Genomic DNA, 15,293 nt, shown 5'->3' with positions numbered 1-15,293 from the left:
GTAGCGCATCCACTTTTTCGCCTACACGGCGTAGCTTGTTTATCACTTAAAGCCAGAAAGTTAACTCAGGACACTTCTTCAAAGTCGAGTAACTCAAGGGAGCCATCATGAAACTGGATAAGTGGCCCTTTGCCACAAGGCACCATACTTGCCTTCCAGATAACAACTTTCTTGCCATCGATTTCAGTAAATGCACCAGGGTATGGTCTGCTGGTTGCGCGAACCAATCGCTCCGCATCATATACCGAGCCTTGTAGATCGATTTCACCATCCGCTGGAGTTCTTCCTTCCCAAACTGTCGCTTGGGACTCGTCCTGAACTCTAAATGCCAGTATACCCTCATTCAGCATGGGAAATGATTTTTGCATGAGTTCTACATGGGCAGCATTTACTTTTTTATACAAGTTGCCGGCATATTCATTTTCTGTAAGTGGAATTTCGACCTGCTCAACAATTGGTCCGGTATCAACGCCAGCATCGAGCTTGAACATAGTGACTCCAGTCTTATCCAAGCCTTTGAGTATTGCCCAAGGTATAGCAGCACGACCACGACCAATAGGTAATAAAGTTGGATGCATCCCCAACACACCTTGCTGCGGCGCAGCAAGAAGATCTGAGTTGGCAATTTGTGACCAACCAATAATGAATAACCAGTCAATTTCTCGTTCTCGTAACACGTCAATCACCTCTTGGTTATTCACATGCTGGCTCTTTAACAGAGGAATATCATATTTGTTGCAAAAATCATCCAGATAAACCCTACCGGACTTCTCAACAGCCTGAGTGTCTTCGAGAGTTATAACCAAATCTAACTGACCATTTACCTCATAAATTGCTTCCATGCAAGACAACCCCAGCTGAACGCAGGTAACAAATCCAAATTTCATGCTAACTCCTAATAAACTGGTGGCGCCTTGAATAAATATGTGACTGTTTTAAGGACAATTTTAACATCAGTAAGAAAACTAACTTGTTTGTAGTACACACCGTCAAAATGGGCCTTCTCCTCAACTGTCATACCATCAAATGAATTCACCTGTGCAAGACCAGTCAAACCAGGGCGCATCTCAATAGCGCCATTATTTTTGCGTTCTGCTATCAGTTTTTGTTGTGAATTGATTGCTGGACGGGGACCCACCAAGCTCATATCACCTTTCAGAATGTTTATAAGTTGGGGAAGCTCATCAATACTGGTCCGACGAATTACGCGGCCAATCCAGGTCAATTTTACCTGTCCAATTTTGTCCGATGGTATATCTCCGGTATTGACTGGCATACTTCTAAACTTATAAAAGCTGAACAACTGGCCATGTTTGCCCACTCTTTGTTGTACGAAAATCAAAGGCCCGCGATCGAACAACTTAATTAGTAGAGCTGTAATAAGGAGCAAGGGACTCAACACCAACAACGTGAAAAGAGAGCCTGAGATATCGATCACTCTCTTGAATACCTTTGAGTACATAACTTTTTATAGCTCCTGCTGGAATATATTTTGGAAGGCTTCTGAATATATCTGCCCTGACTGCCCTCCGCGATATGCAGCGAGACCTTTGACTACTTCAGCGCTGCGTGGATGAGGAAAATCTCGCATTACGTTGCGATAAGCAGCTAGCGCCTGGAGCTTCTTCTCAATGAACTCAGTGACTTCAACATACAAGTTAGCCTTAAACATGTCTCCTGTAGCCTCAAAACCCCAATCTGTTGACGACAACACCTCCATATAACATAGTGACTTAAGAGGTGGAATGTCATTTCTACGTTGATAATATCGACTGGCAGCCAGACAAGCACGAGACACTTGCAGGTGGTCATCGTTCAGATCTGCAGGGTGATGCGTAAAAATACGCTTTGGTTTAAACGCTAAAATTTGCTTTTCAATGAATTGAACAATCTCGACATGATCGACATTATTCATTCGAATATTAGGTAACCCGCCCAGAATAGGAGTGTTAAAGCCTAAAATACGGTTAGCTTCCAGCATGTCATCATTTAATTCTGAATCACTAGGCCTGTGAGTACGTACATCTACATTGCCACATAAAATGATCGGTTGCACAGTCTCCCCTTGAGATACAAGCTTTGCACCTGTAGCTCCGAACCCCAACACCTCATCATCAGGATGAGCAACAACGACTAAGTTCGTTTCTTCCATTAAATTAAACCTTCTCTATTTTATCTAATATTTTTTTAGCCTGTTGTGTGACCAACTGATTCTTTCTACACCAATTTAAACCAAGCTGACCAATAGCAAGTAACTCATCATTGCTGTGTGATACTAGTTTTTTTATACCTGCGCTAATAGACTCTACATCTTCAGGTATGCAATCAACACCGCCCCCAGAGAGAGCAACGGGATTATTTGCATCGCCAACCGCGTAGACTATTGGCTTCCCGGCAAGCATGTAGTCATTCATCTTGGTTAAACTTACACCATATTCATATAGCTGATTTCTTTTCGTTCCAGCATATAAGATATCCATTTCTTTTAAAAAAGCATGAATTGATGACTTTTCTAGAACACCGCAAAAGTATACCCGTTCGGAAACACCCAACTCATCAGCAAGATCTTTCAGTGCATCTCGTCTAACCCCATCACCAACTATGAACAATGCGATATCGCTTGGACTCTTCGATAAAGCCCGGACAAGTGATTCCATATCATTAACTATCCCTAATGCACCGGTATAACCGATCAGCCTACTATAGCATCTACGAGCTTCATTTATCTTTTCAATTATATTATTTGGCACTTTGGTAAAAGATGTTGGTTCCCAGGCACCATTGCCTATATGTAAGAACTTGTCTTCAGCAAGACCTTTCGTGGATAAATAAGGATACGCGTTACGAGGAACAGACAAGACTAGGTCTGAGTGGCAACAAGCAAAGCTTTCGGCTTTGTCCATCAGTTTTATAATAGGGTTAGAAGTAGAGATCTTTCCAACCATTGTGAGAGTTAATGGCCAAAGGTCTCGGATATCGAAAATCAACTTTGCACTACACTTATCTGCGATTTTCTTCGCTGGATAAATCAAAAATGGGTGAGGTGATGAAGCAATCACTATGTCGTAATCAGGCTCGAGCTTACTTACAAAGTAAGACTGAAACCAAAAGGCAAACATCATAACAATACGACCTATTGCACTGTTTTTTAATTTTGGTCCCCATACCCAAAGGTATCTGATCCCTTCAATCCACTCTTCATCTATTCGCCCTTTAATATTTGGTTGAAAATTGCGAGAGTGAGAATAGGAAGAAGCGAGAATAGTGACTTGATGCCCCATCGCTACCCACTCTTTAGCTAAAGAGTAATTCCTAAACACCATGCCATGCTTCTGAGAACCCGCATATTGGGATACGATAAGAATTTTCATAAGGTTATATTGCCATTGCTTTTAGAGCTGCTTTCCCACTGCTGTACTTAATAAACTAAGAGAGAACATCTTTATAGAAATCTATCAGTTTTTTAACTTCAACAGACCAGTTGTACTTTTCCAAAACGGCTTTACGACCTCTACTACCCATTTCTTTCGCGAGCTCAAGATTTTCAGCTAAATCATTGATAGCGTTTGCAACTGCTTTGAGATCAAAAGGATCTACTGCAATACCGCACGCTTCTGGTTCAACAATGCTTCTCCAATACTCTATATCGGTATAAATCACTGGAATTCCAGAAGCCATATACTCAAACATTTTCACGGGTAAAGCATCTTGATAGTTCCTAATGGGGTGTAGCGTAACTAGACCAACAAATGATTGTTGCAATACACTCCTAACTCCATTGCGATTTAAAAAGCCAAGTTCTTTAACTTTGGCCCACCCATTTAATTCTGTTACGTTCGCTCGGATATTCTTTTCCAAGAAGCTGCCAGCCAACAAAAGCTCAATACCATCATTCACATGCTCCAACGCTTGCACATTTTCGATGATCCCACGTACTTTTGTAATTCCACCAATGTAACAACAACTCTTTCTGTTCGTGAAATCTCGCGAAGGCTCTTCGCTAAACTCTTCCAACCTAGGGAAGTTATTTACGTCTATAGTGTTAGCATTTATTTTTGAGAATTTATCTCGAATGAAAGGAGTTGCAGCTATAACACCGTCAATTCTAGAGCAAACCCATTTTTCATAGAAACGAGCTAGAACAGAAACCCCTTTTGCGACAACTGGGTTCAAGTAGGGCTTACTCAAAATTTGAACAGGCAAATCCTCATGCGCATCAAAAATAACCTTCTTGCCATTTTTTTTCAATTTTGAAGCAACTTGAAGCAACTCAGGATCGTGCAAATGATAGAGGTCGGCGTCCAGTAAAAGCGCCTGTTTAAATGCTCTCTCTACTGTTTTTGTCATTCTTAATATTCGATTTCCAGTCGCCGAACCTACGTCAATGATGTTCACGGAGCTATTTATTTCATCCCCTTTACCATCTGCAACTATCAACGATACATCGTAATTCTCTTTCGCAAGTGAGCAACACATCTTAACAAAGATTCTCGTATCATAACGAGGGTGAGCAGTTGTTAAATGAACTACCTTATAATCCATTATATACATCCTTCAACACATTTGCTTGACTGATCCAATTGTACTCTGAGTTCAGCAGTTCAAGCTGCTTCGATAGCTCACTTGAACTTATTTGCTGCAAATTTTCAATCGTACTTAAGAAGTCAGAAACATCATTGCTCGGAGTCACCAAACCAACATTGAACTTTTCAACAATGGCTTTCATTTCAGGTAAGTTTGACACAATTACAGGCAAGCCAGCCATAAAATACTCAAACATTTTGTTTGGAAGGCAATAGCGATAGCTCAGGCATGAATCTTCTATCAAAGCTACACCACAATCTGCTGAAGAGGTGTAGTCTAAAATCTCTGAAGGAGGAACGGCAGGATGATAAAATATTCTGTCATCTTGCTGTGCTTTAATACTATCGGTTAACTCTCCATAGCCCATTAAGACTAATGCTCTATTTGTCTTTTTGTCTGCCTTGAAAGCATCAATTAACTGCTGTATCCCTCTACCGCGAGAAAGTACCCCTTGGTAAAGGAATACAAAACAATCATCGTCTATTCCAAGTGCTGATTTAAGCTTATTGGAAGGGCGAACTTCTTGACGTTTTGGGCAATTAAGTACAACAAAAGGCTTTGTACTGAGGTTATATTGTTGTTGGTACAAATTTGCGATTCCATCACTCACGGTGATGACAGCATCAGCCGACTTAATAAGCACGCCTTCAATAATTTTTTTTATCTTTTGCCTGCTTTTACTTTCAAAAGGAAGATCATTAACTGCATATTCATGACTATCATAAATTAGCTTTAACTTTCCCAAAGACAACCACTTCATTAAACAAGCGATTGGCAATGCAGAAAGATCATGACAATGGACTATATTAGCTTTGCGATATCCTTTAATGACCTTGGCTGCAAGTTCAAAGTATTTGAACATTTGAACAAATCTATTTTTACTCCAGTTTTTTGAGGATAGCTTAATACGATGCACTGACACCTCATCGACGGTTTCATGCTCTTTTAGACCATTTTCATGCAATGCCAGTACTTTAATATCGTAGCCAAATGACTGAATAGATTGGGCCTCCTTGAGTACCCTTGAGTCATTAGTAAAGTTATTTAAGACTAGGCTAATTACTTTATTTTGTTTCATTTCTATCTAACCAAGTAATTAGGTTTAACCAACGCCAGCACCTGAAGTCAAACTTTATCTCTCCTGAAAGCACCTTTTCCCATTCTTGTTTCAATTCAGAAGAATTAAACATTGGCAAGGATTCAGCTTTATCTAGTTTGTCATTGACCCAGCTTTCCATTTTGGTTAGCCAGTCCCTTTCCGGTGTTGCGAAACCAATTTTATCCTTCCTGTCTAGAATTTCGTCAGGAACGATTCCTCTCATTGCTTCTCTAAACACATACTTACTCGTCCCTTCTTCATTGAGAAGATACTCTTCAGGCAATGAGTATAAGTATTCGACTAATTCAACATGTAAAAATGGAACTCTGCTTTCAATTGACCAACGCATTGAATCTCTGTCCTCATAGCGAAGTAAATGAGGCAAGCCTAGTTCAGTCAAGTTACTTTTAAGATGCGCATTTACAGGGTGCTTCTTGTCAACTTTTCTTTTAAATTTATTTGCATCACTAACCCCATTCTCTAGCATCCAAGACTCTGATAACCATGGCAGCCTCTTGCTTGGTATAAAGACCTTTTTCAATTTTTGAGCTAAAGATACTGGCAATAGCTCTCGCACAGTAGTTTGTATCAAGTAATTGGAAGTTGAACTTGTATTTTCGATACAAGAGCGATAGAAGCGTCTTGCTTTTAGTAATTTACCTTGCCGTATAAGCCCTGCAAGCAGTGAAGCTTGGAAAAAAATGTAGCCGGCTAGCATCTCATCAGCTCCTTGCCCATCCAGCATCACCGTAATACCCTTATCCTTCGCTTCTTTAAAAACTCTGTATTGAGCGTATATACTTGTACTTCCGAAAGGTTCACCTTGAGTGCGGACCAGGTCATCAAGATCTTGTACCAACTCTTCTCTCTTTACTCTGATCTTATGAGCTTTTGCGTTCACATGAGAGTTAACAATATCAATCCACTTCTCTTCACTTAAATTGTCATTGTCCGCAATAAAACTGAATGAGTGAATTTCTTGCTCAGGGTATAGGTGGCGGATTGCACAAACAATAGCTGAAGAGTCAATCCCTCCTGACAGCGCAGCACCTATTGGAACATCGCTACGCATATGTAGCCTTACACTGTCTAAAAACAGCTCTCTTACTTTGCTAACAGCATTTTCAAATGTCGGGGTAATTTTATTGCTAAGATCTATATCCCAATACCTAATGGGCTCGATCTTTACGACTTCTCCAACTTTGATTTTGGCATAATGGGCTGAAGGAAATTGCTTTATGGAAGAATACATGGTGTCTGTAGAATGATCTGTCGCACCCGACAGCATGTATTCGTAAACCATTTGAGAATCGATCGTATTTTCTACATCCTCGAGCAAGTTAAGCTGCTCTACTTCAGATGCAAAATAAATATTATTGTTTACCTGCGCGTAGTATAACGGCTTTATTCCAAAAAAATCCCTAACTACTAGCAACTCTTTATTTACAGAATCATAAAACGTGAATGCAAACATCCCTCTGAAACGAGATATTGCGTTTTCTCCCCATTTTATTAGCGCATATAAAATTACTTCACTATCACTATTCGAGACAAAGCTCACGCCCTCTTGCTCAAGCTCTTCTCTTAACTCTATATAGTTATAAACTTCACCGTTATAGCACAGCGAGTAGTTACCACATGCAGAACGCATTGGTTGCCAACCAAGAGGAGATAAGTCAAGAATAGATAACCTAGCATGACCTTGAATAACTTCTCCGGAGGGCAATTTTTCTTCTTTCGAAAACTCTGCAGATGAATCTTGCCAACTAGCCCAGCCAAAATCATCAGGCCCTCGATGATTGATACTATTTAAGAGCTTTATAATATCTAGCTCTTTTTTGTCATTATTAATTGCTGTAAATATTCCGCACATAAATCAACCACCTAAGAAAGCAAACCTTTAACCTTTCCCTGAAGGAAATACAATAACATTAACACACTGACAACCACTGAAAAATATGTCGTACTATATGAAATAGTCCCACTTCCCAGGTTAAGGGTAAACTTAGTTAAAATAAGAAGCCCATTAATCACCATAAAAGGCAATATGAAAACAAAGTAAATAGTATACCAATCCGTTATATTGAATTTTACTATTAACAGATAAAACAATAAGAAAATTGCCACGCTTAGAGTTTTAGGAGCTTTAAGAAAAGACAACAAAAATGGTGTCATAAAGAAAAGCATTATAACACTAAAGTACAAGACAGAAGCAATGTGTTTATCACCATACCAACCATAAAAGAAAGCCAAGGAATTTGAATTCATTGTACCTTCTACATCTAAGCCATATACTTTTTGATAAACAATCTTATCTGGTGGAACATCTGTTTGTGAGTCAATTATAAATGGGTGATAATCCGGAAAGGTACTCAAATACCCCACAACAGAATCAGGACCTACGAAAAACGTTCTTCGGATTAAACCATCCATGCTTGACGAAATACTTTCTAGGTCAAGACCACTAAACAAATGAGCATTCTGGATATAAACAATTGCTACCAATATAAAAAATGCAAACAGGAAAAGCCTGAATGTTTTTGCATAATTAAAGTTGCCTCTCAAAAAGCCTGTTGTACATAAGAAAACAATTAACACATAAACAACGGGAGACTTTTGCCCTGTAGACAATAAGACAATTAAATTAGCAAACAATAAAAAGTAGGCCCACTTAACTCTCCCTGTTAAAAAAAGCATTACCCATATCAAAGGCATAAAGTCATAAAAAAAGTTTGAAAAGAATGCAAAAGAACTCAAGCCTACTGTTGCAGCTTCCCTCGCATAGATGAGATTAGAAGGGTCCGTAAACATAATTATGAGTGGCTGCACTGGTATGATAAGCAAATACAGTACAACCAAAGCCAGCATTAAGATTGATAAGGGTATCAAGTGTGGTCCCAACCACTCCTCAGCTATATCTGGTTCTTGTTTATACTGGTTATAGTAATACTCAAAGTTTAAACTCTGCCATCGACTAGTGATTACACTCGCTATAAAAATAGCTAGAAACCCACTTCTAGTTAACCAAACCAAGTTATCAAAATACTCAGAGTCTCTTAAATATGGCTCATCATGGTTAATAATCACACCAACATAATAGTACAATAAATAACCAACCAAAAGTGTAAGCTGTGGTGATGGAAAGACTTTACAATTAGTTACTTTCCATACAACTACAATTCCCAAAAATGCTAATAAAGTGTCAAGCCACACGTTAATTCAATCTCTTATAAATAGAACAAAGCTTTTCTGCTTCAACTTCCCAATTAAAATCTAGGCTAACTCGCTTTACATTGTTCTCAAGTATAGTTTTATCAAGTTCGGATGCTTTAAGCATTGCACTAACAACGTCACTTGCATTATTCGAATGGGCCACTACACCCACATCGTACTTATTTACCAGTCGTTTCATTTCAACTAAGTTTGAAACAATTATAGGTAGCCCAGCCATTAGATATTCGAAAATTTTATTTGGCATACATAAACGATAACTTTCACAAGTATCCTCAATCAAAGCAATCCCAAAGTCAGCCGAAGATGTATAATCAAGTAATACATTTTGGGCTACTGCTGGATGGAAGTGAATATTATCATGTTTGGCCTGATAGCTTTTTATTAGCCCCTCTAAGCCTCCATAACCCATGAAAACAAGTGATTTATCATTACCATCTAACGATGTAAAAGTATTCAGGATGTCTTCAATCCCTCTTCCCGAGCAAAGCGCTCCTTGATAGAGGAAAATGATATTATCCTCCGGAATATCAAAAAACTCCCTAAATATATTTTGTTTTTTAACCTGTTGGTAATTAGGACAATTGTGAACAACTGAAGGAAGGTTTATTCTATATAATTCACTATAACGCTCAGCTATCATAGGGCTTACAGTAATGACCTCATCTGCAAATCGAATAAATAAGCGCTCCAAAAGATACTTTCTTTTTGAGCTGAAATATGTCTCATTCGGAACATCATTAATTGCAAGCTCATGACTATCATAAACAATTTTTGGGCGCTTAAAAAAGTTAACAAGTTTTATTATTGCTGCGATAGGCAAAGCATTCAGATCATGAGCATGAATAACATCATGTTTATTAAAATACCTAAGAGAAAAAAATAAAAAAGTAAAAAAAGCTAAAATACCAGAAACACCTGGAATTAACCTTCTCTTTGATTCAAATTCATGAACATGATTTTTAACGCCATCCAGCTTGGAACCATTAACACTCAGCAATGTAATGTCAACGCCTTCCTTTCTCAAGGAGTTAATCTCTTTCTTAACCCTGGAATCATTGTCGATCGGTGACCTTAAAAGCATTAAGACTTCCAAATCCCACCCCTCAATTTATAAACTACTATTGCATTCATAATTAATACCGCAAATAGATCTACTAACGCATAAAATAAAAGCAAACTTGTATAGTCTTCTGAATACAAATAACTTGATATCATTTTTCCCAAAAGCATTAGTATAGAAAAATAAAGTGCCAAATGCTGTAATCTAAGAACAGCATGGCTTGAAGACACCAAATTGATACAGAAGTTTAAAATAATTGGAAATATTAATAGAGAAATTATTTGACCTGCAACTGACCACTGCTCACCAAAGATAAACTGTGAAACAGGCTCTGCAAAAATATAGACCAAAGTCGCAGGGATAATACAGATTGCTAATGAGGAAAGCCATATCCTATAAAAGTCCACAAGTATACATTCCTGGCTTGCGACCTTCTCAGAAAAGTGCTTAAAAAAAACTTGAGACAACCCTGTCCCAACGAGCATTAGCGGAGTCATCAGGACCCTATTAGCTAAAGAGTATTGACCCACAATATTAGTGGAAAACAAAAACTCTAGCATATAAACAGGGAAGCTTGTAAGAACACAACCAATTAAGCAAGCCGGCAAAGAGTAAACGGCAAAGTCATAATATTTAGTAGCCAGCTTCTTGGAATATTTTATATTTAGTACTCTTATAAATGTCGAGGTAGTTAAATTTAGATAGTATTTTAAATAAACCAAACATACTAGCTGCCCTAAAATAGTCGCTAAAACTAACCCTGAACCATCAAAAGAAAAAGCACTATAGAAACAAAATACAAGATTAAAACACACAGTACTTAGCGTTTGATACAACTTAGCAAACGCGATTAACTTGTATTCTTTTTTGTAGTTAAGATTGGCCGTTAAGACTAAATTTATACCACCAACTAAAACCGAAATTGGAATAAACAGGTATAAGCTCTCGAAACCAATTGGATTAAATAAATAAAAACAGAAAACAAACGCACAGCTTACAAATGTAGTGACCAAGATATTCTTGACCGAGACTACACTCAACCTTAAAGCATCTTTCTTTGAGGAAGGTAAGAGAATACTTAAGTCATACCTAAATGCACTGCCAGTAATAATAACCGTTGTTATGGCCAGAAAAAAGGCCCACTCACCGAAATCTACATCACTGTAGTAGCGGGTCAGCAGTGGAGTTATCAATAGGGTAATAATTTGCCCTACTCCACTGCCAATCACAAGCGGAAGTGCAAGCCTCAAAAGCCTCATAAATACCCGTGCATAGGTAAGCTAAATACAGTTTTAGCTAGTCTCTCTGCGACTGGGAAGTCCCCTTCCTGGTATCCCAACGCTTTAAATGCGCTTTGCTGATGCATACATGTGCCATAGTAAACCATCGTCGGAATGCCTTCGGCTTTGTATTTAGCCATTTCTGCGTCACGATCTTCCGCCATTAGCGTATATTGTGCCCAAGAGCTTAGATAACCCTCAGGTACAAATGGCGTTTTATATGTATCTTTTAATTCAGCAGTGTACTTTTCCGCAGCTCTATTTCTGTTAGTCAACTCTTGCGGGAATGCGGCTAACTTTTCTAACAAAATTGCGGCTTGAATCGTATCCAGGCGAGAATTCATACCGATACGAACATTATCGTATTTGTCTTTACCCTTACCATGTACTCGATACGATTGTAATAATGCAGCATATTCATCATTGTCTGTGAATAGCGCACCACCATCTCCATAACAGCCTAGAGGTTTAGCAGGGAAAAAGCTAGTTGTTGCGATATCGCCAAATGACCCAGCTCGCTTGGCGTTGATCTCTCCACCAAAACCCTGCGCAGCATCTTCGATAATCTTTAAATCATACTTATCAGCGATTTTTCTAAGTGCAGGATAATCAGCAGGTAAGCCAAATAAGTCAACTGCAATAATTGCTTTAGGTTTTAATTTACCCTGTGCGATTACAGCTTCAATGCGCTTTTCTAGGTCTATTGGGCAAATATTGAATGTATCTTCATTAGAATCAACAAATACTGGCATTGCACCTTCAAAAGCAATGGTTTCTGCTGTTGCGAAGAACGTAAATGTCGGACAAAAAACCGCATCACCTTCTTTAACATCTAACACCATCAGCGCGAGCGTTAATGCATCAGTGCCATTTGCGCAGCTAATGGTATGTTTAACACCGACATATTCTGATAACTGTTGCTCTAACTCTTGTACTTCAGGACCCATGATATAGTGACCATGGTCTAACACTGCTTGAATGCGAGCATCGATTTTTTCTTTTAAGTGCTGATATTGCGCAGCTAAATCTATAAATTGCATTTAATAATTACTTCTACGAATTACTTAATTGAAACAAAGCCATTTTCTAACTGGTATTGCTCGCCTGTGTGTTCACAAGTTGCTGTACCATTTCCTTCGAGCGGTAGGTCTAGCTGCTCACCATATTTGCTTATCCAGCCAATTTGTTTGGCCGGTACGCCAACCATAAGAGCAAAGGGTTTTACGTCTTTATTGATTACAGCACCTGCACCAACCAGTGAGTATTCACCAATAGTTACACCACAGACTATGGTGCTATTTGCACCTAACGTTGCACCACGTTTTACTAAGGTGTCGCGATATTCTGTTTTTCGCTCGATAAATGAACGCGGGTTATACACATTGGTAAAAACCATACTCGGCCCACAAAACACGTCATCTTCTAGGTGAACATTGTCATACACTGAGACATTGTTTTGTACTTTTACATTGTTCCCTATTGTCACTCTGTTGCCGACAAAAACATTTTGACCCAGAGAGCAACCTTCACCGATTTGCGCACCACCACACACGTGGACAAAGTGCCATACACGTGTGTTTGCGCCAATTTGCGCACCATCATCAACAATGGCGCTTTCATGGACATGGTAGTTCATAGACTAAAGTACCTTGTATAACAGTGGATGTGCTTTTTCACCGGCCTCAACGACATCTTGAACACGAATTTTTTCTACCGTCCCAATTGCAATACGGTTTGCGTCAATACCAAAACCATTGCCAGCTAATACATTTTGATAGCTTTGAGTGTGTAGATCTGTGAAACCACCTGAGAACTCTAACTCTTCAGTATTATCACCATCATTAATAGTGATACTACGGTAAGTCAGCTTTTCACCCTGAATAGCGTTATCTGGTAGATTTTTTGAGTCAATTGATAAGAACCATTTGACACGTGCACGCTCATACTCTAGATAACCACTTGCTGTTTTCTCATCTCTGAAGTGCACTTCGTTGCTTTTTAGTTCACCGAAGATGAAATGCAGCATGTCGTAGAAATGCACACCGATATTCGTTGCTACACCACCTGATTTATGATCAAAGCCTTTCCAAGACTTCATGTACCATTTGCCACGCGATGTCATGTAGGTTAAATCAACATCAAATACTTTGTCTCTAGGTGCTGCTGCCACTTTTTCTTTTAACGCGATAATTGATGGGTGTAAACGCAGCTGTAGAATTGAATTCACTTTTGCGCCGTACTTTCGCTCGTAGTCTTTTAGTACATCCATATCTGTAGAGTGAAGTACTAAAGGCTTTTCACAAATAACGTCAATACCATTTTTTAGAGCATACTTCATGTGGGGTGCATGTAGATAGTTGGGGCTACAAATTGCAATGTAGTCAAGCTTATTACCTTTTAACGCTTGGTCTTCTACAAAAGCCGTGAAATCTTCAAACTCTGTAAAAAACTCAGCATTTGGAAAATGGCTATCCATAATACCAACAGAGTCATTTATATCCATTGCAACAACTAAGTTATTGCCCGTCTCTTTAATTGCTTTTAAGTGTCTTGGAGCTATATATCCAGCGGCGCCTATTAATGCAAAATTTTTCATTGTCTTCTTCCGTTTACAATCTAATGTCGGCTTCATTTGGTTTTAAAACATGCTTTACATCATAAAGTACGTGGTTTTCTTTTCCGAATGAACGTAATTTCGCTTCGCCCATTTCTTTTAGCTCTGAGTGATCAACAGCTAAAACCACACCGTCATATTTCCCTTCTTCAAGTACCGTTACCAGCTCAATACCATATTCGTGCTTTACTTCTTCAGAATTAGCCCAGCCATCATAAACATCTACGCTCATATTAAAGTCTTGTAATTCTCTAACAACATCAATTATTTTAGTATTTCTCACATCAGGACAATCACCTTTGAAGGTAAATCCAAGAATAAGTACTTTAGCTTCATCAATGTGAATTTTTTTGCTTGCTAACTTCTTAACCAGCTGAGTTGCTACATATTCGCCCATGCCATCGTTAATTCGACGACCAGCTAAAATAACTTCAGGGCGATAACCAACTTCTTGCGCTTTGTGTGTAAGATAATACGGATCAACACTAATACAGTGCCCACCAACTAAGCCCGGTTTAAACTTGAGAAAGTTCCATTTAGTTCCTGCCGCATTTAGCACCTCCTCAGTATCAATTCCTAGTCGATTGAAGATTTTTGCAAACTCATTAATAATTGCAATATTCAAGTCTCGCTGTGTATTCTCTATTACTTTGGCAGCTTCTGCGACCTTAAGTGAGCTAGCTAGGTGAGTACCGGCAGTAATGATTGAGCCATAAAGGTTATCGACAAATTTACCTACTTCAGGTGTTGAACCCGAAGTAATCTTCATGATCTTTGTTAGCGTATTCACTTTATCGCCAGGATTAATTCGCTCCGGAGAGTAGCCCGCATAGAAGTCTTGATTGAATTTCAACCCTGAAACTTTCTCAATGATTGGTAAGCAAACTTCTTCCGTGGCTCCCGGGTAAACTGTTGACTCATATATAACTATATCGCCTTTTTTGACAAACTCACCCAGCAGCGTTGAAGCTTTTCGCAGTGGATTTAAGTCAGGAGCATTGGTTTCATCTATAGGTGTAGGAACCGTAACGATGTAGATATTACACTCTGCAAGGTCCAGCTTAGTGCTCGAATATGTGAGGTGACTTGTATTTGCTAGTTCAGTATCGCTTACTTCGAGTGTTGAGTCATGTCCATTCTCTAACTCCTGAATTCTGTTCTGGTTAATATCGAAACCTAAGGTTGGATACTTTTTACCAAACTCTACCGCTAGAGGAAGGCCGACGTAGCCTAACCCTATAACACCAATTTTTACTTTATTTAAATCCATATACATCTCGCTTGGTGAATGTTTAATTTTGATTTCTTTAGAAGAAAGTTAAGGAATATGTCCGACCGCTCTTGTCGTTTTATATTTGGCCGCAATTTTAATTTTTGTTACGGGTCGCGACATAAAGTCGCTGCTACGAGTCGTAACGTAAA

14 protein-coding genes are annotated in these 15,293 nt (G+C 38.9%); all 14 read right to left on the bottom strand.

Annotated features, from left to right (window positions below; genetic code table 11):
* Positions 1-65 precede the first annotated feature (65 nt).
* The 14 genes from QSH61_RS02865 to tviB are packed head-to-tail and all read right to left on the bottom strand — an operon-like array spanning position 66 to position 15,147.
* Positions 66-887 (bottom strand): formyltransferase family protein, encoded by an 822-nt coding sequence (locus QSH61_RS02865; RefSeq protein WP_206471456.1) that lies wholly within the window; start codon positions 885-887, stop codon positions 66-68.
* Positions 888-895: 8 nt separating this feature from the next.
* A complete protein-coding gene (locus tag QSH61_RS02860) occupies positions 896-1,438 on the bottom strand; it encodes a sugar transferase (protein WP_286123127.1) in 543 nt (180 codons plus the stop codon).
* Between the two features lie 30 nt (positions 1,439-1,468).
* Positions 1,469-2,152 (bottom strand): PIG-L deacetylase family protein, encoded by a 684-nt coding sequence (locus QSH61_RS02855; protein ID WP_206471458.1) that lies wholly within the window; start codon positions 2,150-2,152, stop codon positions 1,469-1,471.
* Positions 2,153-2,156: 4 nt separating this feature from the next.
* Complete coding sequence (locus QSH61_RS02850) at positions 2,157-3,371, bottom strand: glycosyltransferase family 4 protein (RefSeq protein WP_206471459.1); 1,215 nt, start codon at positions 3,369-3,371, stop codon at positions 2,157-2,159.
* Positions 3,372-3,426: 55 nt separating this feature from the next.
* A complete protein-coding gene (locus QSH61_RS02845; protein ID WP_206471460.1) occupies positions 3,427-4,542 on the bottom strand; it encodes a glycosyltransferase family 4 protein in 1,116 nt (371 codons plus the stop codon).
* Positions 4,532-5,662: a glycosyltransferase family 4 protein gene (locus QSH61_RS02840; RefSeq protein WP_206471461.1), complete on the bottom strand. Its 1,131-nt coding sequence runs from the start codon at positions 5,660-5,662 to the stop codon at positions 4,532-4,534. The genes QSH61_RS02845 and QSH61_RS02840 overlap by 11 nt, the downstream gene beginning before the upstream one ends.
* Positions 5,649-7,556 (bottom strand): asparagine synthase (glutamine-hydrolyzing), encoded by a 1,908-nt coding sequence (gene asnB, locus QSH61_RS02835; RefSeq protein WP_206471462.1) that lies wholly within the window; start codon positions 7,554-7,556, stop codon positions 5,649-5,651. The genes QSH61_RS02840 and asnB overlap by 14 nt, the downstream gene beginning before the upstream one ends.
* Positions 7,557-7,567: 11 nt before the next feature.
* Positions 7,568-8,896 carry a hypothetical protein gene (locus tag QSH61_RS02830; RefSeq protein ID WP_206471463.1) on the bottom strand — a complete coding sequence of 443 codons (1,329 nt, stop codon included), beginning with the start codon at positions 8,894-8,896 and terminating at the stop codon, positions 7,568-7,570.
* Between the two features lies 1 nt (position 8,897).
* A complete protein-coding gene (locus tag QSH61_RS02825) occupies positions 8,898-10,010 on the bottom strand; it encodes a glycosyltransferase (RefSeq protein ID WP_206471464.1) in 1,113 nt (370 codons plus the stop codon).
* Positions 9,998-11,227, bottom strand: a complete 1,230-nt coding sequence (locus QSH61_RS02820; RefSeq protein WP_206471465.1) for a lipopolysaccharide biosynthesis protein — start codon at positions 11,225-11,227, stop codon at positions 9,998-10,000. Before QSH61_RS02820 ends, QSH61_RS02825 begins: the two co-directional genes overlap by 13 nt.
* A gap of 5 nt (positions 11,228-11,232) precedes the next feature.
* Positions 11,233-12,297 (bottom strand): DegT/DnrJ/EryC1/StrS family aminotransferase, encoded by a 1,065-nt coding sequence (locus QSH61_RS02815; protein ID WP_206471466.1) that lies wholly within the window; start codon positions 12,295-12,297, stop codon positions 11,233-11,235.
* Between the two features lie 20 nt (positions 12,298-12,317).
* On the bottom strand, positions 12,318-12,893 hold the full coding sequence (locus QSH61_RS02810; RefSeq protein ID WP_206471467.1) for an acyltransferase: 576 nt from the start codon (positions 12,891-12,893) through the stop codon (positions 12,318-12,320).
* Between the two features lie 3 nt (positions 12,894-12,896).
* Entirely contained in the window at positions 12,897-13,853 is a 957-nt protein-coding gene (locus QSH61_RS02805; RefSeq protein WP_206471468.1) for a Gfo/Idh/MocA family oxidoreductase, read from the bottom strand.
* Positions 13,854-13,866: 13 nt separating this feature from the next.
* The gene (tviB, locus tag QSH61_RS02800; protein WP_502935076.1) at positions 13,867-15,147 is read right to left on the bottom strand and encodes a Vi polysaccharide biosynthesis UDP-N-acetylglucosamine C-6 dehydrogenase TviB; all 1,281 of its coding nucleotides are present in this window, start codon (positions 15,145-15,147) and stop codon (positions 13,867-13,869) included.
* Positions 15,148-15,293 lie beyond the last annotated feature (146 nt).

The sequence above is a fragment of the Pseudoalteromonas sp. JC3 genome, assembly GCF_030291895.1.
Lineage (GTDB): Bacteria > Pseudomonadota > Gammaproteobacteria > Enterobacterales > Alteromonadaceae > Pseudoalteromonas.
This window is presented reverse-complemented; position numbering and strand designations above follow the sequence as displayed.